The sequence below is a fragment of the Achromobacter dolens genome (assembly GCF_902859745.1).
GTDB lineage: Bacteria > Pseudomonadota > Gammaproteobacteria > Burkholderiales > Burkholderiaceae_B > Achromobacter > Achromobacter dolens.
In genome coordinates this window covers 175,472-197,884 of sequence record NZ_CADIJW010000004.1, presented here as the reverse complement: position 1 = coordinate 197,884, position 22,413 = coordinate 175,472, and the positions used below count along the sequence as shown (strand labels likewise).

Here is a 22,413-nt window from a genome sequence, read left to right as displayed (position 1 = left end):
GGCGCGGCGGCCACATCGCCATGAAAAAAGCAGCCCTCGGGCTGCTTTTTTTCGCGCCGTCGCTGCCCGTCGGGCGCGCCGTCAGGCCTGCCGCGCCACGTCGCGCACGATGTGGCGGTACCAGAAGTGCAGCAGCGTGGCCGACAGCGCCAGGCCGACCATGGCCATCAGCCACATGCTGCCCGCCCCCTGCGGCGAGCCGGGCACCAGGATCTCGCGCAGCCCGTCCAGGCCGCCGCGCCCCGGTCCGAAACCGAACCACCAGCCGCCGACCAGGCCGACGCCGGCCAGTGCCACCGTCTGCAGCAGCAGCGGCACCACCGCCACCTTGTAGGCCCGCAGCAGGTACGAGTTGATGCACTGCATGGAGTCGAACAGGTGGAACAGCGGCAGCACCGCCAGCAGCGTGGTCGCCACCGCGGCCACCTGGGAATTATCGGTGTAGGCCGCCAGGATCAGCGGGCGACCTGCCAGTAGTACTACCGCGGTCAGCAGGGCGCCCATCAGCCCCAGCGCCAGGCCCGCCATGCCGGTGCGGTGGGCATGCGCGAGGTTGCCCGCGCCGATCGCCTGCGCCGTCAGTGCGGCGGTGGCCACGCCCAGTGCCATCGGCATCATGTAGCACAGCGCGGCCAGGTTCGACATGATCTGGTGGCCGCCAGTCACGAAAGTGCCCTCGCGCGCCACCAGCAGGGCCATGAACGTGAAGGCCGAGACTTCCACCAGATACGAACCGCCCATGGGGATGCCCAGCCGCAGCAGTTCTTTCAGCGTCTTCCAGTCGGGCCGGCCGACGTGCAGGTGGAAGCGGCGGTAATAGCGGTCGTGGGTGATGACCCACAGGCCCAGCCCCAGGCTCATCCACGAGACCATGGCGGTGGCCAGCCCGGCGCCGGTGGCGCCCATCGCCGGCAGGCCCAGGCTGCCGTAGATGAACAGCCAGTTGAAGAAGGCCTTGAAGCCGATGGCGGTGAGATTGATCGCCATCACCAGCTTGGGCCGCGACACCGAGGTGCCGAGCGCGTAGATGGTGCGGAACACCAGCGCGGCCGGCAGTGCCAGGATCAGCGCGCGCAGGTACGAGGCGATGCGCTCGCGCACCCCGGGATCGACGTTGCCGGACATCGACAGCCAGAAGTTCGGGAACAGCATCAGGATGGCGCCCACCGCTGACAGGCCCAGCGCCAGCCACACGCCCTGGCCCCAACTACGGCCGACTTCGCGATTGTTGCCGGCGCCGAAGTGCTGCGCCAGGATCGGGATGAGGGCGTGGACCACGCCCATCAGGCCCACGAACACGGTGATGTAGATCGACGCGGACAGCGCCATCGCCGCCAGGTCGTTGGCGCTGGCGTGGCCGGTCATGGCGGTATCGAGGACGCCGAACGAGATGCCGGCCCATTGGCTCACCAGGACCGGCCACGCCTGTTTGGCGATGTTGCGCAGGGTGGCGCCGAAACCGGGCGCCGCCGGTTGGGCAGGCGTCATCGGGTGGGGCCGACTCGCAGCAGGCGGAACACTTCCTGGCGATCGGCGCGGCGCCCGCCTTGCCACAGCACGTCGGCGCTGTCGCTGTAGGCGGCGGTGTTGTCGCGCAAGCTCTGGTTGGTGGTCTGCTGCAGCACCAGCGTGCACTTCGAATCGAACGTGAACGTCAGGTTGTTGAAGATCAGGAACGAGGCGCGCTGCCCGCTGCCCAGGCTCAGGCCGCGCACGCATTCGCCCGGCCGGATGTTCTGTTCGATCGCCTGCGCCAGTTCGCCGGATACCGTGCGGTAGCTGCGGGCGTAGTCGACCGCCGGCTGCCACAGCAGCACCAGCAGGATCCAGGTGACGGTCAGGCCGCCGGCCGATAGCACGGTGCCGCGCCACAGCGCCTGGGGCTTGACCCGCAGGCGCCAGACGACCAGCGCGATCCAGCCGATGGTGAAGGCCACGCCCAGGGCGAAGGCGGTCCAGGAAATGACGGGTTCGTAGCCGGTGGTCTGGCGGCCGATGTTCCGGGCGATCTGCGCCGGCCAGTGAAAGTGCAGGGCGATCCAGCCGAGCCACGCGGTGGCGGCGGTCAGCGAAAAACACATCACGGCGAACCAGTCCAGCGTGTTGACCACGCCGCGCCGCAGGGTCGGCAGCGAGAACGCCCCCAGCACCGCGCAGGGCACGGCCAGCAGCACGTATTCGGAGTCGCTTGCCTCGTCCAGCCCGAACAGCACCAGGGCCGAGCAGATCAGCAGCATCAGCGGCACCCAGATGTGCGGCGCATAGATCCAGGCGCGCCAGCGCCAGATGGCCAGCAGGGCCAGCGGCCAGGTCGGCCACAGGTACCAGGGCAGGTCGCGCAGCGTGCGGCCCACATCGTGCAAGGTGGGCACGGCGAAGGACGCCAGGTTCCAGGTCTTCCAGTTGCGGATCCAGTATTCGCTGCTCTGGCTGGCCGGGATCCACCAGGCCAGGATCAGGACGGCGGCGACCAGCGCGGCCCAGGGCAGCCAGCGCTTGCATTTCCAGAGCGGCCCGCGCGGATAGAACGCGAACAGGGCGGCGACCATGATCGGCAGGGCGCCGATCCAGCCGCGCGTGAGGAAGCTGGCCGCCAATGCGATGCCCAGCGTGGTCGAGCCGGTGACGGGGCGGTCCACGGTGCGCGCCAGCGAATAGAAGGCCAGCGCCTGGCACGCCATGATGGCGGGCACCACCGTGGTTTCATGGGTGCGCTGCAGGATGCCGACCGTGGCCAGCAACAGCAGCAGGGCGGCGTCGGCCAGCATGCGGCCGTAGTCGCGCGGCTCCGGTTCGCCACCGAAGGGCAGCGCCAGCGGCTGGGCTTCGGCGCGGCGGCCGAGCAGGTAGGTGCCGTACCAGACGCTCATGGCCGTCACGCCAAACCACAGCAAATTGGGCAGGCGACCGGCGGTGATGTCGCCGATGAGGGGGCCGAACAGCCAGATGCTGATCGCGCCGATCCAGGTGATCAGCGGACCTTCCTCGGCATGCGCCAGGTGCCCCACTTGCGGCAGCAGCCAGGTGATCCCGCCTTCGCGGATGGCGGTGATCATCGTCGCCAGCCCGACCGCGTCGTCGGTCTTCCACGGGTCGCGCATGAACAGGCCGGCGACGATATACGCCAGGGCCAGCCCCAGCAGGATCAGCCTGGGCAGTTTCGCGGTGGCCACGGACGTCAGTCGGGCCGGAGTGGAAATGGAAAGTGGGGACACGGGCGTTAATGTAACCGAGAGATCGGGAAGCGCCAGCCCCCGGGTTGCCGACGGGCAGGGTCAGGGGAAAAAAAAGCAGCCCGGAGGCTGCCTTTTTGCTGTGACTCCCGTAGGAGCGACAGGATCAGGAAGCGGACTTGACCGTGCCGGCGGTGCGGGCGAAACGGGCGCGGAACTTTTCCACGCGGCCGGTTTCGACGATACGCGTCTGGGCGCCCGTGTAGAACGGGTGCGATTCGGAGGTCACGTCGCACTTGAAGAGCGGGTACGTCTTGCCATCGAGTTCGATGGTTTCACGCGTCTGGACGGTCGAGCGGGTGATGAACTTGCTGCCCGTTTGCAGGTCGGCGAAGACGACTTCGCGGTATTCGGGGTGAATGCCTTCTTTCATGGTGCTTTCCTAGGACTCCCAAGGGAGTCATGTCAAAAGTTAGGGTCGCCAGCACGAACCGCTTTCAGGCGTTCTTGCCACGTATCCGAAAAGTAACTGTGCATTCTAGCATGGGAATCGCCGGCAGCGGCACGCAATCCGGGCGCTCTGTCAGGGAGCGCCCGGCTTTTCATCTGGGGACGGATGGTATCGCCGATCACAGATCGGTGCGCAGTTTCCAGATTTCCGGGAACAGCACCACTTCCAGCATGCGCCGCAGGTAATCCACGCCAGAAGTGCCGCCGGTGCCGCGCTTGAAGCCGATGACGCGCTCGACCGTGGTGACGTGGCGGAAACGCCACAGGCGGAAGGCGTCTTCCAGGTCGGTCAGCTTTTCGCCCAGTTGGTACAGGTCCCAGTAGCGCTCGGTGTCGCGGTAGACCGTCAGCCAAGCCTGCTCGACGCCTTCCGAGGCCTGGTAGGGCTGGGTCCAGTCGCGCTCCAGGCGGTCGGCGGGGACCGCCACGCCGTGCCGCGCCAGTAGGCGCAGCGATTCGTCATATAGCGACGGCGCTTCATAGGCACGCTGCACCTGCGCCAGCAGGTCGGCGCGGTGCGCATGCGGCTTGAGCATGGCGGCGTTCTTGTTGCCCAGCAGGAATTCGATCTGGCGGTACTGGTAGCTCTGGAAGCCGCTGGAGCGCGCCAGATAGGGGCGCAGGGCGGAGTACTCGGGCGGCGTCATGGTCGCCAGCACGTCCCAGGCGTGGACGAGCTGTTCCATGATCTTGCTGACCCGCGCCAGCATCTTGAATGCCGGTTGCGGACGGTCCGCCGCCAGATTGGCGATGGCGCCGCGCAGCTCGTGCAGCATCAGCTTCATCCAGAGTTCGCTGGTCTGGTGCTGGATGATGAACAGCATTTCGTTGTGCTCGGGCGACAGCGGGTGCTGCGCGCCCAGCAGTTCGTCCAGGTGCAGGTAATCGCCGTAGGTCATGTCGCGCGTGAAATCCAGTTGCGCTTTTTCCTCGTGGACGATGTCTTCGGGGCGTTGGGCTTGGCTCATGCGAGGCCTCCCTGGCAGGGCGGGGCGGCGCGGCGGGCGGACGCGGGCAGGCTGCGCCAGCCGGTGAACGGCAGGCGGGCGCAGGCGAGCGCCATGCGCGGGTGGAGCGGTGTGGTCATGATCTTGCTTCTCGAATGGGGACGGCCGGGCGGGCGGCGTGCAGGTCGCGCCGCGTTGCGCACGGCCGGCCCGTGGCCGGTGTTTCAGCCCAATTCGCGCAGGACGGCGCGCACCGGGCTGGCATCAGCCTGGATCAAAGCCAGCGGCAGTGCGATCAGTTCGTAATCGCCCTGCGGCACATCGTCGAGCACCAGATTCTCCAGTACTCGCATGTCATGCCGCAGGATGGCGTGATGGCTGTCCAGGGTCTTGCTGGATGCGGGGTCGATGCTGGGGGTGTCCAGCCCGATCAGCATGACGCCGCGTTCGGCCAGCCATTCGATGGTCTGGGGCGCGTAGGCCGAGAAGTCGTCCGTCCACCATTCCTGCGCGGCGTGCTTGGCGGTGCGCACCAGGATGCGCGGGGGCAGGTTGTCGGCGGCGTGGAGCAGGTGCTCCGGGGTGATCAGCGGCCCGCAGTCGATGGCGTGGATGACGCGACAGGGGCCAAGAAAGGGTTCGAGCGAGACCGCGCCGATGGCGGCGCCGCCGTTCTGGTAGTGCAGCGGCGCATCGGCGTGCGCGCCGACGTGCGGCGACATCGTGATTTCGCTGACGTTGACGGGACAGCCGGGCTCGAGCGACCACTTCCATTGCTGGCGATACGGGGTATCGCCAGGAAACACGGGCGAGGCCGTGGAGACGGGAGGGGAGATATCCCACAGGCGTTTCATGGAAGGCGCGCGGTCGCGGAAGCGGAAATTAGGTTAAGCCTAAAACAATATCGGGCCGTAGTCTAACGAATTCCCGCCGCACGCGCAGCCCGTCAGAGGCGACCGTGTTCCGCCATCGAGGAGACGTCGTCGCCAGCGACGATCAGGTGGTCGACCAGGGCGATGTCGACCAGCGCCAGCGCCTGCTTGAGGTGGCGCGTGAACGCCAGGTCCGCCGCGCTGGGCTGGGCCAGGCCGGATGGGTGGTTGTGGGCGATGATGAGCGCCGCCGCGTGATGGCGAAGGGCCTCGCGCACCACCTCGCGCGGGTACACCGAGGCTTGGGACAGCGTGCCGCGGGCCAGTTCGCCGCTGGCGATCAGCCGCAACTGGCTGTCCAGGTAGAGCGCGATGCAGTGTTCGACCCGGCGGTGGGCCAGCGTAACCTTGCAATATTGTTTCACTCGCGACGGATGATCGAGGGTGCTGGCGAGCGTCAGTTCCTCCTCGATGGCGCGCTTGGCCAGTTCCAGGATCGCCGCCAGGGCGCAGGCCTTGGCCGTGCCCAGGCCGGGCACGGTCAGCAGCTCTTCCGGGGTGGCTCCCAGCAGCCCGCGCAGGCCGCGGAAGCGGTCCAGCAACTGGCTGGATAGATCCAGCACGTTCAGCCCGGGCACCCCGGTGCGCAGGGCGATGGCGAGCAGTTCGGTATTTTGTAACGCCGAGGCGCCCAGGCGCAGCAGGCGCTCGCGGGGACGGTCGTGTTTCGACACCCGGACAGACAATTTCATAAGAGGCTCTAAAATCAGGATTCACTTACTGTCTGAATACGGTGGCAGATCTTGAGCATCGCCTCTAACGAAATGAATGTTTTGGTCCGTCCGGACTCCTACCTGACGCTGCATTACCGCATCACCCTGGCTTCGGGGCCGGGCAAGGATTCGGTCTTCACCGATACCTTCGACGGTCGTCCTGCCACGCTGCAGATGGGCAGCGGCCAGTGGGCGCCGGGCCTGGAAACCGCCTTGCTGGGCAAGGCCGAGGGCGACCGCTTCAGCGTCACGCTGGAGCCCGCCGACGCCTATGGCGATCGCAACCCCGAGCTGATCCAGCGCGTCACGCGCAAGATGCTCGCCGAGCACGCGGGCGCCGACGCCACGTTCGAGCCCGGCGACCTGGTCGAGTTCGCGGCGCCCAACGGCGGCCGCTATTCGGGCGTCCTGAAGGAAATCAACGAGGAATCGGCGTTGTTCGATTTCAACCACCCGCTCGCGGGCATCAGCTTGCGGGTCGACGTGGCGCTGCTGGGAGTCCTCTGATGAGCCAGGCTGTCACCGCCGCCGGCGCCGAAGTCCTGCTGGCGCAGCCGCGCGGCTTCTGTGCCGGCGTCGATCGCGCCATCGACATCGTCGAGCGCGCGCTCGAACTGCACGGCGCGCCGATCTACGTGCGCCACGAGATCGTCCACAACCGCTACGTGGTCGAAGACCTGCGCGCCAAGGGCGCCATCTTCATCGACGAACTCGACGATGCCCCCACGGGCGCCATCGTGGTTTTCTCGGCCCACGGCGTGTCCAAGGCGGTGCGGGCCGAAGCCGAGGCGCGCGGGCAGCAGGTGTTCGATGCCACTTGCCCGCTGGTGACCAAGGTGCACATCGAAGTGGCACGCATGCGCGCGGCCGGCCGCGAGATCATCATGATCGGCCACAAGGGCCATCCGGAGGTCGAAGGCACGCTGGGCCAGGCCCAGGGCGGCATGTACCTGGTCGAGACCGTCGAGGACGTGGCCGGCCTGCAGGTCACCGATCCCGAGAACCTGGCGTACGTCACGCAGACCACGCTGTCGGTGGACGACGCCGCGGCCGTGTCCAAGGCGCTCAAGGCGCGCTTTCCCAGTATCGTCGAGCCCAAGAAAAGCGACATCTGCTATGCCACCCAGAATCGCCAGGACGCGGTCAAGGTGCTGGCGCCCGAATGCGACCTGGTGCTGGTGGTGGGCAGCCCCAACAGCTCCAACTCCAACCGCCTGCGCGAAGTGGCGGACCGCAAGGGCGTGGCGTCCTACCTGATCGACGGCGCGCATTCCATCGACCCGGCCTGGCTCGAGGGCCGCAAGCGCATCGGCGTGACCGCCGGCGCGTCGGCGCCCGAGATCCTGGTGCAGCAGGTGATTGCGCGGGTCAAGGAACTGGGCGCCGTGTCGGTGCGCACCATGCCGGGCCTGGAAGAGAACGTGGCCTTCCCGTTGCCCAAGGGCCTGTCGCGCAAGGCCGCGCAGACCGAATCGCTGGAATAGGCGCGACGCCCCTGGCGCGTCGTCCGGAACAAGAATCGAGGAGACTTCATGCAGTTGTACAGCTATTTCCGCAGCTCGGCCGCCTATCGTGTGCGCATCGCGCTGAGCCTGAAGGGTCTGCCGTACGAATACCTGGCTGTGCACCTGCTCAAGGACGGCGGCCAGCAGTTGTCGGCCGACTACCGCCAGGTCAATCCCACCGCCCTCGTGCCCACGCTGGTCGATGGCGACGCCGTCATCGGTCAGTCGCTCGCGATCATCGAGTACCTCGAGGAAACGCATCCGCAGCCCCCGTTGCTGCCGGCGGACGCGATCGGCCGCGCGCGCGTGCGCGACCTTGCGCTGGGCATCGCCTGCGATACCCATCCGCTGAACAACCTGCGGGTGTTGAAGTACCTCAAGCACACGCTGGGCGTGGACGAGGCCGCCAAGACGGCCTGGTATCAACACTGGGTGCGCCAGGGGCTGGAAGCCCTGGAAGCGCAATTGGCCGGCTCGGCCGCCACCGGCGCGTTCTGCCATGGCGACACCCCGACCATCGCCGACCTGTGCCTGGTGCCACAGGTGGCCAACGCCCGCCGTTTCGAATGCGACCTGAGCGCGATGCCCACGGTCGTGCGCATCGACGCCGCCTGCCGTGCCTTGCCGGCCTTCGAGGCCGCCGCGCCGGGCAGGCAGCCCGACGCTGAATGAGCCGCGGGCCGGCCGGGATGTCTTCCCGGCCGGCCCGCCGCATGCCTGTCGATCAGGCTCAGCCCAACTGCACCGGCACGAAGATCTTGTCTTCGCCGCGCTGCACCAGCAGCGCCACCGTCTTGCCAGCCTTGGACAGCGCGTCCTTGACCTGGCCGATGTTGTGCACCGGCACGCCATTGAGCGACAGCAGCACGTCACCCGGCTGGATGCCGGCCTTGGCGGCCGGACCCGCCGACTGCTCGATCAACAGACCCTGCGCGCCCGCCGCTTCCTGCTCCTGCGGCGAGAGCGGGCGCAACGCCAGGCCGAGCTGCCCCTTCTGCACGTCGCGGCTGTCGCCGGCGGTCTGGGTCCGGTCCTTCGGCACGCCGCCCAGCGTCGCCACGACTTCCTTGGGGGCGCCGTTGCGCCACAGGTCCAGCGTGATCTTCTCGCCCGGCGTGGCCAGCGTGATCAGCGACGCCAGGTCGCCGGACGACACGATGTTGCGGCCGTTGATCTTGCGCACCACGTCGCCCGGCTGCAGGCCGGCCTTCTCGGCCGCGCTGCCTTTCTCGACGCTGGAGACCAGCGCGCCGGACGGCGTATCGAGCTTGAACGAGTTGGCCAGGTCCTGGTTCACCTCCTGCACCGTCACGCCCAGGCGCGCATGCTGCACCTTGCCGTGTTCCAGGATCTGGTCCTTGATCTTGTACGCCACGTCGATCGGGATCGAGAACGACAGGCCCTGGAAACCGCCGGTGCGGCTGTAGATCTGCGAATTGATGCCGACCACTTCGCCGCGGTCATTGAACAGCGGGCCGCCGGAGTTGCCGGGGTTCACGGCCACGTCGGTCTGGATAAATGGCACCGATGTGTCGTCCGGCAGCGAACGTCCCTTGGCGCTGACGATGCCCGCGGTGGCGGTGTTCTCCAGGCCGTAGGGCGAGCCGATGGCCAGCACCCATTCGCCCACCTGCAACTGGTTGACGTCGCCGACCTTCACCACCGGCAGGTTCTTGGCGTCGATCTTGATGACGGCCACGTCGGTCTGCGGATCGGCGCCCAGCACCTTGGCGCGGAATTCGCGGCGGTCGGTGAGCTTGACGGTCACTTCCTTGGCGCCCTGCACGACGTGGGCGTTGGTCAGGATGACGCCGTCGCTGCTGACGATGAAGCCCGAGCCTTCGCCGCGGATCGGCACCTCGCGCGACGGCATGCCGCCGCGCGCGCCGGGGATCTGGCCGAAGAACTGGGCGAACGGGTCGTCGTCGTCATCGGACACTTTGCGGGTGCCGCTGATGCTGATGTTGACGACGGCGGGGCCATAGTCACGCGTGATCTGCGCAAAGTTGGGAGCGCCCATGGGGGCGCCCGGCGTGGAGGCTCCCGGTGCCGCGGTGGCGGCCACGGCGGACGGCGCGCTGGCCGCCATCGAAATGCCGCCGAACGCGGCGGTAGCGCCGGCGCCGCCAATGGCGCCGGCAGCCAGCAGCGCCAGCACCAGGCGCGAGGGGTTCATCTTCGAGGTCTTCATGTCGGCTCCTGCGTCATGTTTGGGGACATGGCGCTATCTTCGGGCCTGACACTTAGGTGAATCTTAAGTTGCCGACTGCGGCGGCGGAAACACCACCCGGGCCCGCAGGCCCGGACCGCCGGGAACGTCCTCGAGCGTGATGATTGCGTCATGGCGTTCGGCGATCGCGCGGGCGATCGCCAGGCCCAGGCCGCTGCCGGGCTGGGTGTTGCCGTCCAGCCGGTAGAAACGGTCGAACACGCGGGCGCGCTCGGCCGGCGGGATGCCCGGGCCATTGTCGTCGATCAGCAGCCGGGCGCCGTCCGCCGGCGTGTCGAGCCGGATCGCGATATGGCCGCCGGCGGGGGTGTATTTGATGGCGTTGTCGAGCAGGTTGCGCGCCAGCAGCACCAGGTCGTCGCGGCGTCCGCGCACCATGGCCTGCGGCGCGCCGTGCAGCTCGATGCCGATGTCCTTGGCGTTGGCCGCGGGCAGCGTCTCGGACAGGGCCAGGCGCACCACGTCGGCCAGGTCCACCGTCTCGGCGGGCGGCTGTTCGGCGTGGTTCTCGTGGCGCGCCATCGACAGCAATTGCTCCACCAGCCGCGTGGCGCGCTCGATGCCCGCCGCCAGCCGTTGCTCGGCGACGCGGCGGCTGGCATCGTCGCCCGCGCGGCGCAGCGATTGCAGTTGCAGGTTCAGCGCCGCCAGCGGCGAGCGCAGCTCGTGCGCGGCATCGCCGACGAATTGCTTCTGCTGCGCGAAGGCGCCGCGCATCCGTTCCAGCAGCAGGTTCAGTTCCTGCATCAGTGGCCGGATTTCATCGGGCAGGTCGGGCACATTGATGGGCGAAAGGTCCTCGGGCCGGCGGGCTGCCACCTGCGCCCGGGCGCGCTTGACGGGCCGTAGCGACCAGCTCACCACGCACCAGACGATCAGCATCAGCAGCGGCGCCGCCGCCGCGATCGGCGCGACCGTGCGCCAGGCCAGCGCGCCCGCCATGCGCTTGCGAACCTGCATGTCCTGCGCCACCTGGATCACCTGGAACGGCGTGGCCAGCGAGTAGACGCGATAGGTGCTGCCTTCGACTTCGGCGTCTGCGAAACCCAGGACGATCTGGTCGGGCAGGGGGCGGCGCGAGCGCGAATTGAACACGCGCACGCCATCGGGCGTCCAGATCTGGATGATGAGGTCGTCGGCCATCGGCGTGGCCGACCCCTTGGTGTGTGCCGGTCCCATCCGCAGCAGCCCGTCGCCAGTGCCGAGCGACAGCGCGGTGCGCTGCAACAGCGAATCGAAGATGTCGTCGGCCTGCTGCAGGGTGCTGCGATAGGCGATGACGCCCTGCACCAGGGCGCCGACCGCGATCGCGGCCAGCAGGAAGAACAGCAACCGGGCCCGCAGCGAATAGCTAAGCGGAATGCTCATGTTTTGGGAATGACATAGCCGACGCCTCTCACGTTCTGGATCAGGTCCTGACCGAGTTTCTTGCGCAGGCCATGAATATAAACCTCGACCGCGTTGCTGCTGACGCTGTCCTTCCAGCTATAAAGCTTTTCCTCGAGCTGGGCGCGCGAGAAGATCATGCCGGGGCGGGCGATCAGCGGCTCCAGCACCGCCCATTCGCGCGCGGTCAGCGGCACCGGCGTGCCGTCGACCGTGGCGGCGTGCGATTGCGGGTCGATGACGATGCCGTCGTGCTCGAACACCGGCTCGGCGCGCCCGGCGCTGCGGCGGATCAGGGCGCGCATGCGCGCCAGCAGCTCATCGAGATCGTAGGGCTTGACAATGTAGTCGTCGGCGCCGGCGTCCAAACCCGCTATGCGGTCGCTGACAGCGTCGCGCGCGGTGGCGATCAGGACGGGGGTGCGGTCCTTGCGGCCGCGCAGGTCGCGCAGCAGCGACAGGCCGTCGCGGCGCGGCAGCCCCAGGTCCAGCAGCACGAGGTCATAGGGATCGGTGCGCAGGGCCAGTTCGGCCGCATGGCCGTCCTTGACCCAGTCGACGGCGTAATGTTCGGCGCGCAGGCAGTCCAGCACGCTTTCACCGATCATGGTGTCGTCTTCGACGAGAAGGATGCGCATGATAGTCGTCGCCGTGTGGTGTCCAGCGGATTGGACGTGCGCGGCGAGGCCGGAGTTCCCGCAAGGGCGGGGCTGCGGGCCGAGGGCCGTTGCGCCGCGCCAGGCGCAAATGAAAAAAGCAGCCCGCGGGGGCTGCTTTTTGAATTCTGGTGCCGGCAATAGGAGTCGAACCTACGACCTTCGCATTACGAATGCGCTGCTCTACCAACTGAGCTATGCCGGCAAGACCATTTGCTTCGTTTCCGGCAAGCCAGAGCTTCAGCAAAACATCTTTTTCTTCGCCATTTCATGCCCTGTTTATGGGGCCTGATTTGGAAAGACCGAAATCATATCAGAGTTTCTTGGCGATGGGAAACTTGCGATGCGTGTGGCGCGAAAAAAGGTCCGATTTGCACACTTCGAATTTTTCCTTCATAATCTCGTTTCTTAGCAGTTCCCCGATAGCTCAGTCGGTAGAGCGACGGACTGTTAATCCGCAGGTCGCTGGTTCGAGCCCAGCTCGGGGAGCCAAAGAATTCAGGGCCACTCACGCAAGTGAGTGGCCCTTTTGGTTTTTATTGCTTTGGTTTTGTCGCGCGCGTTCGCGCGGGGTGCTGTGCTTGTTACCCGTCCTGATCGTTGCGGACTTGCTCCCGGAGGCGTGGCGCGCGTAAGATTTGTTATGTAATAACATTTCTTTTTGGTGGGTGTCATGCGGATAGGCAACGAAGAGGCGGGGCCGGGGCCCTGTGCGGGAGCGGATGGGCGGGCGGATGCGCGCTTGCCGGTGACCGTGTTGTCGGGCTTTCTCGGCGCGGGCAAGACCACCTTGCTCAACCATGTGCTGAACAACCGCGAGGGGCGGCGGGTGGCGGTCATCGTCAATGACATGTCGGATGTCAATATCGATGCCCGGCTGGTACGCGAGGGCGGCGCGGCGCTGTCACGGGCGGACGAAAAGCTGGTGGAGATGAGCAACGGCTGCATCTGCTGTACGTTGCGCGAGGACCTGTTGATCGAGATCCGCCGCCTGGCTGCCGAGGGGCGCTTCGATTACCTGTTGATCGAGTCCACTGGCATCTCGGAGCCGCTGCCGGTGGCCGAGACCTTCACCTTCCGCGATGAGGACGGCCTGAGCCTGTCCGATGTGGCCAGGCTGGACACCATGGTCACGGTGGTGGATGCCTTCAATTTCCTGCGCGACTACGCCAGCCATGACCGTCTGGCCGCGCGTGGCGAAACGCTGGGCGAGGAAGACGAGCGCACTGTTGTCGACCTGCTGATCGAACAGGTCGAATTCTGCGATGTCATGGTGTTGAACAAAACCGATCTCATCACGGCGGACGAGCTGGAGCGGCTCGAGGCGATCCTGCGCCAGCTCAATCCACGCGCCGACGTCGTGCGCGGCGAGTTCGGCCGGGTGCCGCTGGCGCGCGTGCTGGACACGGGGCGCTTCGATTTTGAGGAGGCGGCGCAGGCGCCCGGCTGGCTCAAGGTGTTGCGCGGCGAGCACACGCCCGAAACCGAGGAATACGGTATCGGCAGTTTCGTGTTCCGCGCGCGTCGCCCGTTTCACCCGCAGCGCCTGTGGGATTGTTTTCAAGAAGAGTGGCCCGGGGTGGTGCGCTCCAAGGGCTATTTCTGGCTGGTGACGCGGCCCGCGTTCGCGGCCTCCTGGTCGCAGGCCGGCCCCGTCTCGCGGCATGGCGCGGCCGGGTACTGGTGGGCCGCGTTGCCGCGCGATCGCTGGCCGGAAGACGCCGAGTCGCGCGCCCGGATCGTGGCCGATTGGGATCCCATCTATGGCGACCGCTGTCAGGAGCTGGTGTTGATCGGGATTGGCATGGATCAGGAGGCGTTGACGGCGCGGCTGCAGGCGTGCCTGATGACGCAGGAAGAAATGACCCGTCCGGCGACCGAATTGGCTACGATTCGGGATCCGTTCCCCGTCTGGGGCGCGGCGCAATAGCGAGGGCGGGCAAAAGTCCGTGGGGTGATGGCAGCGGAAGGCGACAAGCGCATCGGCGTGACGGTGATTTCGGGGTTTCTGGGCAGCGGCAAGACGACGCTGCTCAACCGCCTCCTGCGTGAGCCGGCCTATGCCGACGCCGTGGTCATCGTCAATGAATACGGCGACATCGGCGTGGACCATCATCTGGTCCGCCTGGCGCAGGACAACATCGTGCTGATCGAGGGCGGCTGCCTGTGCTGCGTGGTCAGCGGCGCGGTGGCCGACACCCTGCGCGAGCTGTTCATGCTGGCGCTCAATCGCCGTATCAAGCCGTTTCGCCGGGTGCTGATCGAGACCAGCGGCCTGGCGGATCCGGCGCCGGTGCTCTTCACGCTCAAGCACGACCGCTTCCTGGCCGAGCGCTATGCCTACCGGGGCGCCATCGTGGTGGTCGATGTGCGTCACGGGCCGCTGCAGATGGAGACTCAGCCGGAGGCGCTGCGGCAGTTGGCCTTGGCCGATACCGTCGTTCTCAGCAAATCCGATTTGGCGGATGTTGCGCAAACGCGCGCGGTGGAGCATGCCGTGGCCGCGGTCAATCCGGGCGCGCGGCGCTGCGTGCAGCGCACCGATGCGCCATTGGTCGGCGCGTTGCTGGAGGGGCCTGACACGCAGGCGCGGCGCGATGGCGCCGAGCTGGCGGGCTGGCTGCGGGCGTTCGCCAAGCCGATGGTCGGGCGTCATGCGCAGGTGGCGAGCTTTTCGCTGGCGCTGGTCGCGCCGATCGGCCGAGCCGCCTTTCTGGCGGGTGTGTCCCGCGTGCAGGAGCGGTTCGGCCCGGCGTTGTTGCGGATGAAGGGGCTGGTCTGCTTCGAGGGCGAGGCTTTGCCCTGCGAGGTTCATGGCGTCCATGGCGAGCTCTATCCGATCCGGCCGTTGCCGCAGTGGCCGGACGACGAGCGTCTGTCGCGGCTGGTCTATATCGTCAGGGGCGCGGACGTTGATGCGGTGCGGGCCGAAGTGTGCGCGGCGCTGGGCCAGTTTCCCGCATGAGGGGCCGGTCGCGGCGCTGCTTGCGGGCGGTGCTTGCCGATTGTCTTGAAAGGGCTGGGTGGCCGTCATTTCATTGCGGAAAATGCATGGAAATACGGTATAACCAGAAAGTCTGATGCAAGAATCGAGACAATCATGGACCGATTGAAAGCGATGCAGGTATTCGTGGAGGTCGCCGACAGAGGCAGTTTGTCGGCGGCGGCGGTTCATCTGGATATGTCGCGGGCGATGGTGTCGCGCTACCTGGCCGAAATGGAGCAGTGGGTCGGCGTGCGCCTGTTGCATCGCACCACCCGCCGCCTCAGCCTCACGCCTGCCGGTGCCGAGACGCTGCCACGTTGCCGGCAGATGCTCGACATGGTGGGCGACCTGCGCAGCGCGGTATCCACGCCCGAGGATACGCCGCGCGGCCTGTTGCGCATGACCACCAGCATGTCGTTCGGCTCGCGGCATCTGGCGCGGGTCATCACCGACTACGTCAAGTTGCATCCGGGCACCTCGGTCGACTTGATGCTGGTCGACCGGACGGTCAATCTAGTCGAGGAGCGGGTCGACCTGGCGGTGCGCATCACCAATGACCTGGATCCCAACCTGATCGCGCGCAAGCTGGCCGTCTGCCGTTCCATCGTCTGCGCTTCGCCGGACTACCTGCAGCGCGAGGGCGAGCCGGGGCGGGTCGAGGATCTGTCGCTGCGCAATTGCCTGACCCATTCCTACTTCGGCAAGAGCCTGTGGCGTTTCGAGCGCGAGGGTGTGCCGGTCGATGTGCCGGTCAGCGGCAATATCAGCGCCAACGAGGTATCGGTGCTGCTGCAGGCTGCGCTGGAAGGCGCCGGCGTCGCCATGTTGCCAACGTACTACGCCGCCGAGTATGTGGCGCAGGGGCGCCTGAAGGCCATCCTGCCGCAGGCCAGGCCACAGGAACTCGGCATTTATGGCGTCTATGCGTCGCGCCGGCAGATGCCCCTGATCCTGCGCTCGATGCTGGATTTCCTGGTGGAGCGTTTGGGGCCGGCGCCCTGGGATCAGTCCTAAGGTGTTATCGGGAGCCCGCGTTTGGCGGCGCTGGGTTGAGGGCAGGGTATATAGCGGTATAATTTGGCTGCTGCCTCGACGGACCGGGCGCTGTGCATCAGGGCCTTTGTCATCGTCCGCCAGCATGTAGTCTTGGAAAATATCTAAGAATCGTGGTTCCGGCGCATTGGGGTTCGGGCTTGTCAGGCCAGTGTCCTGCACGGCCGGGCGCCAGGAACACCAGGGGAGAGGCGCGCCGGATTTTCCGGATGGCGGCCGCAGGCGCAGTGTGCCATTGGCCGATGCCTGACGATTCAGGTCCTTGATCTCGAATACCGCAATATCGATTACCGCAATGTCGGTTGCCGCGGCTATAGCGCCAAATGATGGCGTGTTCCGCAGGCGCGTTGGCGCTTTTGCCAGCTTCCAGATTTTGCTTGAACAAGTCCGTCGCTGATGGATTTGTCCCCGCCATGGCCGGGGCGCTGCGCGCAGCCCTCTTGAATGGCGTGAGTATCGCCGCGCGAGCCCGCGGCGGTTGGTGGTAAATACAGGATTCTCGTGAGAAATACGCAAATCAGCGCTGTCTGTAGCCGTTCCGCCCATGGTGTGGTTCGGGTGGCTGCGCGGGCCGCCGCCTCGCGCGGGCTTGCCTTGGCTGATGACGCCCTGCATATCTTGAACGTATTTGTTTTCAACATGCCGGCCGCAAATGAAAAAGGCCCGGCGCATTCGCCAGGCCTTGATCAATTTGGTTGCGGGGGCAGGATTTGAACCTACGACCTTCGGGTTATGAGCCCGACGAGCTGCCAGACTGCTCCACCCCGCGTCTGAGAAATGAATAGTAGCCTTGTTTTCAACCTAACGCAAGTTAGCCCTTTTGAATTTGAATCTCGATGAACGATAGCGAGGCGATACTCGTGCTGGAAACCGCGCTGCTTTGCGCGGTGCAGCCGATGCAACTGTCCGAAATGCGCAAGCTGTTCGGGGACGATGAACAATTCGACAACAGCGCCTTGCGCACGTTGCTGGAAACGCTGCAGAACAACTGGGCCGATGGCGGCCTGGAATTGGTGCAACTGGCGACGGGGTGGCGTTTCCAGAGCCGCCCGCACATGCAGCGCTACCTGGAACGGCTCAACCCCGAAAAACCGCCGAAGTATTCCCGCGCGGTGATGGAAACACTGGCCATCGTGGCCTGGCGCCAGCCGGTGACGCGGGGCGATATCGAAGATATCCGCGGCGTGACGGTGTCGTCGAACATCGTGAAGGCGCTGGAGGATCGGGGCTGGATCGAGGTCATCGGCCACCGCGATGCGCCGGGCCGTCCGGCCCTGTTCGGCACTACGCGTCAGTTCCTCGATGATCTCGGCCTGCGCGCGCTGGACGAATTGCCCGCGCTGGAATCCACGCATGCCGCCGCCGCGCTGGCGGGCCTGGACCTGGGCGAAGTGCAGCAGTTGGCGGATGCCGCCGACGCCGCCGAAGGCGCCGATGCCGCCAATACCCCAGATCTCGTCGAAGGCGCGGAAACCGCAGGCGCAACGGAAGCCGCCGAGCATGCGGAAGGGCGGCAGGCGGTTGCCGAGGCCGATGTGCAAGCCAGTATTCCAGGGGCGGAATTGTCTGTTTCGGACGACGACGCCCCCATGGCGGCGGATGATGGCGTAGAATCCCCCCTTTCGCGCTCAGAAGAAGACGCGATTCCCGCCGACGATTCCACCGTCCGGGCGCAAGCCGAAAGCTTGTCCGATGCGCCATCCGTGGGCATCGAGAATGCCGGGCGCTTCGATGAAGCCGATGCGCCGGGCGTGGATGTCGCCCAAGAGGCGCATGGCGGGTTGTCAGAAAATCCCGCACAGACTGGCAGTTCCGACGCGCGCGCCGAATCCGGCGCCGCGGATGAACTTGTCGAGCACGCGGAAAGCGCGAAGCCGACCGAACCGATAGACGAGGCCGAACCCCTGGCGCCTGGCGCCGGGCCGTTTGAGCCTGATACCGGCTCCGCCGTGGCGGAGCCTGCCGAGCCGGATTCCGCTCAGCCCGAGGCTGAGCGCGGACCGGCTTCCCCAGATGATGATGCGCCTGCCCCCGGCAGGCCTCCCCAAGTTTGAAATTCGGAGCTGTCCCAGTGACAACGAATACAGCAATGCAGGACGACAATCCCCGTCCGGATGACGCCGTTTCCAATGCGCCCGCGGAAGCCTCCGCCAGCCGTGAGCCGGCCGCCGAAGGCGAGGCCCGCGGCCGTGGTCGCAAGCTGCGCACCCCGTTCCGGCGCCGTCGCGGCGACGCCGCCGCCGAGCAGGCGCCGGCTGCCGAAGGGCATGCCGCCGCGCCCGCCCAGGCTGCCGCCGACACCCCGGACAGTCGCGGGGGCGAACAAGAAGCCGAGCAGGCCCTGTCGTACCTGGACACCGCTGACCGCATGGAGCAGCGCCTGGGCAAGTACCTGAACAGCGAAGCGGTGATGCCGAAGCTGCACAAGGTGCTGGCCGATGCCGGTATCGGTTCGCGCCGCGAGATGGAAGAGCTGATCGTCGCCGGCCGCGTGTCGGTCAACGGCGAGCCGGCCCATATCGGCCAGCGCGTGGCCCCGAACGACCAGGTGCGTGTCAATGGCAAGCCCATCATGCGCACCAACACCAAGAAGCCGCCGCGCGTGATCCTGTATCACAAGCCGGCCGGCGAGATCGTCAGTCATGATGATCCGGGCGGCCGCGCCAGCGTGTTCGCGCGTCTTCCCAAGCTGCGCACCGGCAAGTGGCTGTCCGTGGGTCGGCTCGACCTGAATACCGAAGGCCTGCTGATCTTCACGACCTCGGGCGACATGGCCAACCGCATCATGCACCCGCGTTACGGCACCGAGCGGGAATACGCGGTGCGCGTCCTGGGCGAGATGGACGAGGCGCAGCGCCAGTCGCTGGTCGATGGCATCGAGCTGGAAGATGGCGTGGCCGCGTTCGGCGCGCTCGACTACCTGGGTGGCGACGGCAGCAACCGCTGGTACCGCGTGACCCTGCAGGAAGGGCGCAACCGCGAAGTGCGCCGCATGTTCGAGGCGGTGGGCGTGACGGTCAGCCGATTGATCCGCACCCGTTTCGGCGACGTGGTGTTGCCGCGCACGCTGCGCCGTGGCCGTTGGGAAGAACTCGACGCCTCGCTGGTCACTGCGCTGATGGTGCAGTTGGGCTTGTTGCGCGAAGACGACGAATCCGGCGGCAACCGCCGCCGTTCCAAGCAGCCGCAGTCGCATGACAGCGCCTTGCCCCCCGGCTTCGGCACGATGGAGCGCAATGGCATGAACGGCGCCCGTATTGGCCGCCGCGGCAAGATCCAGGGCGGCCGTGCCGGCAGCGCCGGCCAGGTGGCGGCGTGTCCCTCCGATCCTTTCGGCACCGGTCTGATGATCGCTGGCGGTTACGCCAACGGTCACCCCCTGGCGGGCGAATCCGCCGGCAACCGCAAGGGTGGCAAGGCCGCGGGTGGTCGCGGCGCGGGTGGTGGCGGCAAGCCGGGTGGTCGTGCGGGTGGCAAGGCGGGCAGCGGCAAGCCGCGCGGCGCGCGTGCCGCAGCCGCCAATGGTCCGGCCGCGGCAGCGGGTGGGGTGGATGCGCCTTCGGGTGCTGGTCGCAAGCCCGCGGGAGGCAAGCCTGGCGGCAAGCCAGCGGCCGCGCGTGGCGGCAATGCCGCTCGCGGCGGCAAGCCGACGGGTGCCGGCCGTGGCGGCAACAAGGCTGACGGCCCGCGCGCGGGTGGCGGTGGCTCGACCGGCGGCAACAAGGGCCCGGGCGCGGGCGGCAAGCCGCGTGCGGCCCGCAATGCGGCGTCGCCCCGTGGCGATGACTGGCAGCCTCGCGGCGCGTCGGCCCATGAATCGCGCCTGGGCGTGATGGGTGGCCGGGGCGGCCGGGGCCGCTAAACCCGCGCCGTAGCGGCGTCCGCGCGGCGCCGCTGGCTCGATCCGTCCCACATAAACGTAAGCCCGTGACGAATCAGGCGTTTTTCCAGTTTATCTGGTAAAATCAATGGTTTTCATGGCTTCGCGTCTGTCGGTTCGCGCCGTTGCTTTGCCGCTCATGCGGCGTTTTTCATGGATGCGCGGGTTGTAAGGCTATAGGGCTACGGGTCGCTGACGGGTCGTCAGGTGGGTCGTTGCCCGGTTTCATGGCGGGTCCAGGTGGTCGCGGTGGTTTGCGGCGCAGGTGGTCTCGGTGAAACAGGTGTGGGCTGGCTGGCCCTCGCGAAGTTGGCGGGCGCGCTGCAAGGGTGGCGCGAGCCGAAATTTAGGTCGCAATATAGGGCACTGCCCAGCATTGCTCCTTACGTGCAGTAGGGTGGCGGCTGGGCACTGTGCAATACGGTGGGCTGGGCGTGCAGCCCATTTTTTTTGAGTATATGGCTGATTTATTCGCATTGACCGAAGAGGCACTGGCCGGCATGGACGTCGAACTCGTTGACGTCGAACGTGCCGCGCTGGGCCTTTTGCGCGTCACGATCGATCGGGTCGGCGGTGTGCGCATCGAAGACTGCGAGCAAGTGTCCCGCCAATTGTCGCGGGTGTACGAGGTCGAGAACATCGACTACAAGCGGCTGGAAGTCGGTTCGCCGGGCGTTGACCGCCCGCTGCGCAACGAGGCCGACTTCCGCCGTTTCGCAGGCGAACGCATCGAGATCAAGCTGCGCGAGGCATTGGACGGACGCAAGGTCTTTTCCGGTACGTTGACCGTGCCCGAGGACGCGCCCGCGGCTTCGGACGCCGCGGCTGGGATGCACAAGACCGTGTTCGGTCTCGAATTTGAGGCAAAAAAGAACGAAGTCCAGGTGTTGAATTTCACGGTCGAGGATATCGAGCGTGCAAAACTGGATCCCGTTCTGGATTTCAAGGGCAAAAAGCGATGAGTCGCGAAATTCTTCTGTTGGTCGATGCCTTGGCGCGTGAAAAGAACGTCACGCGTGATGTCGTGTTCGGGGCGCTGGAAAGCGCGCTGGCCTCGGCCATGAAAAAGCGCTTCAAGGATGATGCGGACATTCGTGTTGCCATCGATCGTGAAACCGGTGACCACGAAGGTTTCCGCCGCTGGCTGGTGGTGCCCGACGAAGCGGGCCTGCAAGAGCCCGACAAGCAGGAAATGCTGTCGGACGCGGTCGAGATCGTGCCCAACATTCAGGTTGGCGAATACATCGAGGAACCCCTCGAGCCGATCGAGTTCGGCCGTATCGGCGCCCAGGCCGCCAAGCAGGCGATCCTGCAGAAAATCCGCGACGCCGAGCGCGAGCAGGTCCTGAACGACTTCCTGGATCGCGGCGAAACCATCGTGTCCGGCACCATCAAGCGCATGGACAAGGGCGACGCCATCATCGAGACCGGCAAGATCGAAGCGCGCCTGCCGCGCTCCGAAATGATCCCGAAGGAAAACCTCCGGGTCGCCGACCGCGTCCGCGCTTTTGTCCTGCGCGTCGACCATGCGGCCCGCGGCCAGCAGGTGATCCTGTCGCGCACCTCGCCCGAGTTCATCCGTCAGTTGTTCGAGAACGAAGTGCCCGAGATCGAGCAGGGCCTGCTCGAGATCAAGGCCGCGGCGCGCGACGCCGGCGTGCGTGCGAAGATCGCCGTGGTGGCATACGATAAGCGTATCGACCCGATCGGCACCTGCGTCGGCATGCGCGGTTCGCGCGTGACCGCCGTGCGCAACGAGCTGGGCGGCGAGCAGGTCGACATCGTGCTGTGGTCGGAAGATCCCGCGCAGTTCGTCATCGGCGCCCTGGCGCCGGCCAACGTCGAGTCCATCGTGGTGGACGAAGACAAGCACGCGATGGACGTGGTGGTCGACGAGGAAAACCTGCCCAAGGCGATCGGCGCCAAGGGCCAGAACGTGCGCCTGGCGTCCGAGCTGACGGGTTGGCAGATCAACATCATGACGCCGGAAGAAAGCCTGAACCGCCAGGAAGTCGAGCGTTCGGGCCTGCGCACCACGTTCATGAACAAGCTGGACGTCGATGAGGAAGTCGCCGACATCCTGATCGACGAAGGTTTCACCGGTATCGAGGAAATCGCCTACGTCCCCATGCAGGAACTGCTGGAGATCGAGGCGTTCGACGAAGACACCATCAATGAGTTGCGCGCCCGTGCCCGCAATGCGCTGCTGACCGAGGCCATCGCCCAGGAAGAGCGTCTTGAAACGGCGCAGGATCTGCTCGAACTCGAAGGCGTGACGCCCGAACTGGCCGCCAAGCTGGCCGAGCGTCAGGTGCACACGCGTGATGATCTGGCCGAACTGGCGACGGACGAGCTGGCGGAAATCGCCGGCCTGACCGAACAGGAAGCCAGCGACCTCATCATGCGTGCCCGCGCCCATTGGTTCGATGAAGAATAACCAAA

The 22,413-nt window shown here is 66.5% G+C and carries 20 protein-coding genes and 3 tRNA genes; 11 read left to right on the top strand and 12 right to left on the bottom strand.

What is annotated here, in order from left to right:
* Positions 1-81: 81 nt before the first annotated feature.
* The 7 genes from HV783_RS05765 to radC all read right to left on the bottom strand — a co-directional run bounded on the left by HV783_RS05765 (position 82) and on the right by radC (position 6,254).
* Positions 82-1,488, bottom strand: a complete 1,407-nt coding sequence (locus HV783_RS05765; protein ID WP_064526915.1) for an MATE family efflux transporter — start codon at positions 1,486-1,488, stop codon at positions 82-84.
* Complete coding sequence (locus HV783_RS05760; RefSeq protein ID WP_175188799.1) at positions 1,485-3,215, bottom strand: ArnT family glycosyltransferase; 1,731 nt, start codon at positions 3,213-3,215, stop codon at positions 1,485-1,487. Before HV783_RS05760 ends, HV783_RS05765 begins: the two co-directional genes overlap by 4 nt.
* A 124-nt stretch (positions 3,216-3,339) precedes the next feature.
* Entirely contained in the window at positions 3,340-3,606 is a 267-nt protein-coding gene (locus tag HV783_RS05755; protein ID WP_006388310.1) for a type B 50S ribosomal protein L31, read from the bottom strand.
* 196 nt (positions 3,607-3,802) lie between these two features.
* Positions 3,803-4,651, bottom strand: coding sequence for a tryptophan 2,3-dioxygenase (gene kynA, locus HV783_RS05750; protein WP_054501427.1), 849 nt, complete (start codon positions 4,649-4,651; stop codon positions 3,803-3,805).
* Complete coding sequence (locus HV783_RS29590) at positions 4,648-4,770, bottom strand: hypothetical protein (RefSeq protein WP_258955704.1); 123 nt, start codon at positions 4,768-4,770, stop codon at positions 4,648-4,650. The genes kynA and HV783_RS29590 overlap by 4 nt, the downstream gene beginning before the upstream one ends.
* Positions 4,771-4,854: 84 nt before the next feature.
* Positions 4,855-5,484 carry an arylformamidase gene (kynB, locus tag HV783_RS05745; protein WP_054501426.1) on the bottom strand — a complete coding sequence of 210 codons (630 nt, stop codon included), beginning with the start codon at positions 5,482-5,484 and terminating at the stop codon, positions 4,855-4,857.
* Between the two features lie 92 nt (positions 5,485-5,576).
* Positions 5,577-6,254 carry a RadC family protein gene (radC, locus tag HV783_RS05740; protein ID WP_054501425.1) on the bottom strand — a complete coding sequence of 226 codons (678 nt, stop codon included), beginning with the start codon at positions 6,252-6,254 and terminating at the stop codon, positions 5,577-5,579.
* A gap of 51 nt (positions 6,255-6,305) precedes the next feature.
* Here radC and HV783_RS05735 point away from each other — a divergent pair, with 51 nt between their 5' ends.
* From HV783_RS05735 to maiA, 3 genes are read left to right on the top strand one after another with little or no spacing between them, the layout of a single operon-like run.
* Positions 6,306-6,782, top strand: a complete 477-nt coding sequence (locus HV783_RS05735; RefSeq protein WP_175142229.1) for an FKBP-type peptidyl-prolyl cis-trans isomerase — start codon at positions 6,306-6,308, stop codon at positions 6,780-6,782.
* Positions 6,782-7,759, top strand: coding sequence for a 4-hydroxy-3-methylbut-2-enyl diphosphate reductase (gene ispH / locus HV783_RS05730; RefSeq protein ID WP_054501424.1), 978 nt, complete (start codon positions 6,782-6,784; stop codon positions 7,757-7,759). Before HV783_RS05735 ends, ispH begins: the two co-directional genes overlap by 1 nt.
* Positions 7,760-7,807: 48 nt before the next feature.
* Complete coding sequence (maiA, locus tag HV783_RS05725; RefSeq protein ID WP_064526911.1) at positions 7,808-8,452, top strand: maleylacetoacetate isomerase; 645 nt, start codon at positions 7,808-7,810, stop codon at positions 8,450-8,452.
* Positions 8,453-8,510: 58 nt separating this feature from the next.
* Here maiA and HV783_RS05720 read toward each other — a convergent pair whose 3' ends face one another.
* The 4 genes from HV783_RS05720 to HV783_RS05705 all read right to left on the bottom strand — a co-directional run bounded on the left by HV783_RS05720 (position 8,511) and on the right by HV783_RS05705 (position 12,257).
* On the bottom strand, positions 8,511-9,971 hold the full coding sequence (locus tag HV783_RS05720) for a DegQ family serine endoprotease (protein ID WP_116792302.1): 1,461 nt from the start codon (positions 9,969-9,971) through the stop codon (positions 8,511-8,513).
* A 63-nt stretch (positions 9,972-10,034) separates the two neighbouring features.
* Positions 10,035-11,378, bottom strand: coding sequence for an ATP-binding protein (locus tag HV783_RS05715; protein ID WP_175188798.1), 1,344 nt, complete (start codon positions 11,376-11,378; stop codon positions 10,035-10,037).
* Positions 11,375-12,034, bottom strand: coding sequence for a response regulator (locus HV783_RS05710; protein ID WP_054501420.1), 660 nt, complete (start codon positions 12,032-12,034; stop codon positions 11,375-11,377). The genes HV783_RS05715 and HV783_RS05710 overlap by 4 nt, the downstream gene beginning before the upstream one ends.
* 147 nt (positions 12,035-12,181) lie before the next feature.
* Positions 12,182-12,257, bottom strand: a tRNA-Thr gene (locus tag HV783_RS05705).
* Positions 12,258-12,468: 211 nt separating this feature from the next.
* On the opposite strand from HV783_RS05705, the gene HV783_RS05700 reads away from it, so the two are divergent.
* From HV783_RS05700 to HV783_RS05685, 4 genes are all read left to right on the top strand, one after another.
* Positions 12,469-12,544, top strand: a tRNA-Asn gene (locus HV783_RS05700).
* 181 nt (positions 12,545-12,725) lie between these two features.
* On the top strand, positions 12,726-13,982 hold the full coding sequence (gene zigA / locus HV783_RS05695; RefSeq protein ID WP_231133014.1) for a zinc metallochaperone GTPase ZigA: 1,257 nt from the start codon (positions 12,726-12,728) through the stop codon (positions 13,980-13,982).
* A gap of 27 nt (positions 13,983-14,009) precedes the next feature.
* The gene (locus HV783_RS05690) at positions 14,010-15,017 is read left to right on the top strand and encodes a CobW family GTP-binding protein (protein WP_082401857.1); all 1,008 of its coding nucleotides are present in this window, start codon (positions 14,010-14,012) and stop codon (positions 15,015-15,017) included.
* A 135-nt stretch (positions 15,018-15,152) separates the two neighbouring features.
* Positions 15,153-16,052: a LysR family transcriptional regulator gene (locus HV783_RS05685; RefSeq protein WP_116792300.1), complete on the top strand. Its 900-nt coding sequence runs from the start codon at positions 15,153-15,155 to the stop codon at positions 16,050-16,052.
* Positions 16,053-16,783: 731 nt separating this feature from the next.
* Here the strand turns inward: HV783_RS05685 and HV783_RS05680 are convergent.
* A tRNA-Met gene (locus HV783_RS05680) sits at positions 16,784-16,860 on the bottom strand.
* Between the two features lie 67 nt (positions 16,861-16,927).
* Between HV783_RS05680 and scpB the strand changes: the two genes are divergently transcribed.
* From scpB to nusA, 4 genes are all read left to right on the top strand, one after another.
* A complete protein-coding gene (gene scpB / locus HV783_RS05675; RefSeq protein ID WP_054501417.1) occupies positions 16,928-18,145 on the top strand; it encodes an SMC-Scp complex subunit ScpB in 1,218 nt (405 codons plus the stop codon).
* Between the two features lie 35 nt (positions 18,146-18,180).
* Positions 18,181-19,953: a 23S rRNA pseudouridine(2605) synthase RluB gene (rluB, locus tag HV783_RS05670; protein ID WP_162876657.1), complete on the top strand. Its 1,773-nt coding sequence runs from the start codon at positions 18,181-18,183 to the stop codon at positions 19,951-19,953.
* Between the two features lie 476 nt (positions 19,954-20,429).
* Positions 20,430-20,933 carry a ribosome maturation factor RimP gene (gene rimP, locus HV783_RS05665; protein WP_054501415.1) on the top strand — a complete coding sequence of 168 codons (504 nt, stop codon included), beginning with the start codon at positions 20,430-20,432 and terminating at the stop codon, positions 20,931-20,933.
* The gene (gene nusA, locus HV783_RS05660; protein ID WP_006396231.1) at positions 20,930-22,408 is read left to right on the top strand and encodes a transcription termination factor NusA; all 1,479 of its coding nucleotides are present in this window, start codon (positions 20,930-20,932) and stop codon (positions 22,406-22,408) included. Before rimP ends, nusA begins: the two co-directional genes overlap by 4 nt.
* The last annotated feature ends 5 nt before the right edge of the window (positions 22,409-22,413 follow it).

Coding starts and splice junctions, on each gene's coding strand:
- HV783_RS05765 (WP_064526915.1), bottom strand. CDS start 1,488: ATGACGCCTGCCCAACCGGCGGCGCCCGGTTTCGGCGCCACCCTGCGC.
- HV783_RS05755 (WP_006388310.1), bottom strand. CDS start 3,606: ATGAAAGAAGGCATTCACCCCGAATACCGCGAAGTCGTCTTCGCCGAC.
- kynA (WP_054501427.1), bottom strand. CDS start 4,651: ATGAGCCAAGCCCAACGCCCCGAAGACATCGTCCACGAGGAAAAAGCG.
- HV783_RS29590 (WP_258955704.1), bottom strand. CDS start 4,770: ATGACCACACCGCTCCACCCGCGCATGGCGCTCGCCTGCGCCCGCCTG.
- kynB (WP_054501426.1), bottom strand. CDS start 5,484: ATGAAACGCCTGTGGGATATCTCCCCTCCCGTCTCCACGGCCTCGCCC.
- radC (WP_054501425.1), bottom strand. CDS start 6,254: ATGAAATTGTCTGTCCGGGTGTCGAAACACGACCGTCCCCGCGAGCGC.
- ispH (WP_054501424.1), top strand. CDS start 6,782: ATGAGCCAGGCTGTCACCGCCGCCGGCGCCGAAGTCCTGCTGGCGCAG.
- maiA (WP_064526911.1), top strand. CDS start 7,808: ATGCAGTTGTACAGCTATTTCCGCAGCTCGGCCGCCTATCGTGTGCGC.
- HV783_RS05720 (WP_116792302.1), bottom strand. CDS start 9,971: ATGAAGACCTCGAAGATGAACCCCTCGCGCCTGGTGCTGGCGCTGCTG.
- HV783_RS05715 (WP_175188798.1), bottom strand. CDS start 11,378: ATGAGCATTCCGCTTAGCTATTCGCTGCGGGCCCGGTTGCTGTTCTTC.
- HV783_RS05710 (WP_054501420.1), bottom strand. CDS start 12,034: ATGCGCATCCTTCTCGTCGAAGACGACACCATGATCGGTGAAAGCGTG.
- zigA (WP_231133014.1), top strand. CDS start 12,726: ATGCGGATAGGCAACGAAGAGGCGGGGCCGGGGCCCTGTGCGGGAGCG.
- HV783_RS05690 (WP_082401857.1), top strand. CDS start 14,010: ATGGCAGCGGAAGGCGACAAGCGCATCGGCGTGACGGTGATTTCGGGG.
- HV783_RS05685 (WP_116792300.1), top strand. CDS start 15,153: ATGGACCGATTGAAAGCGATGCAGGTATTCGTGGAGGTCGCCGACAGA.
- scpB (WP_054501417.1), top strand. CDS start 16,928: ATGAACGATAGCGAGGCGATACTCGTGCTGGAAACCGCGCTGCTTTGC.
- rluB (WP_162876657.1), top strand. CDS start 18,181: ATGCAGGACGACAATCCCCGTCCGGATGACGCCGTTTCCAATGCGCCC.
- rimP (WP_054501415.1), top strand. CDS start 20,430: ATGGCTGATTTATTCGCATTGACCGAAGAGGCACTGGCCGGCATGGAC.
- nusA (WP_006396231.1), top strand. CDS start 20,930: ATGAGTCGCGAAATTCTTCTGTTGGTCGATGCCTTGGCGCGTGAAAAG.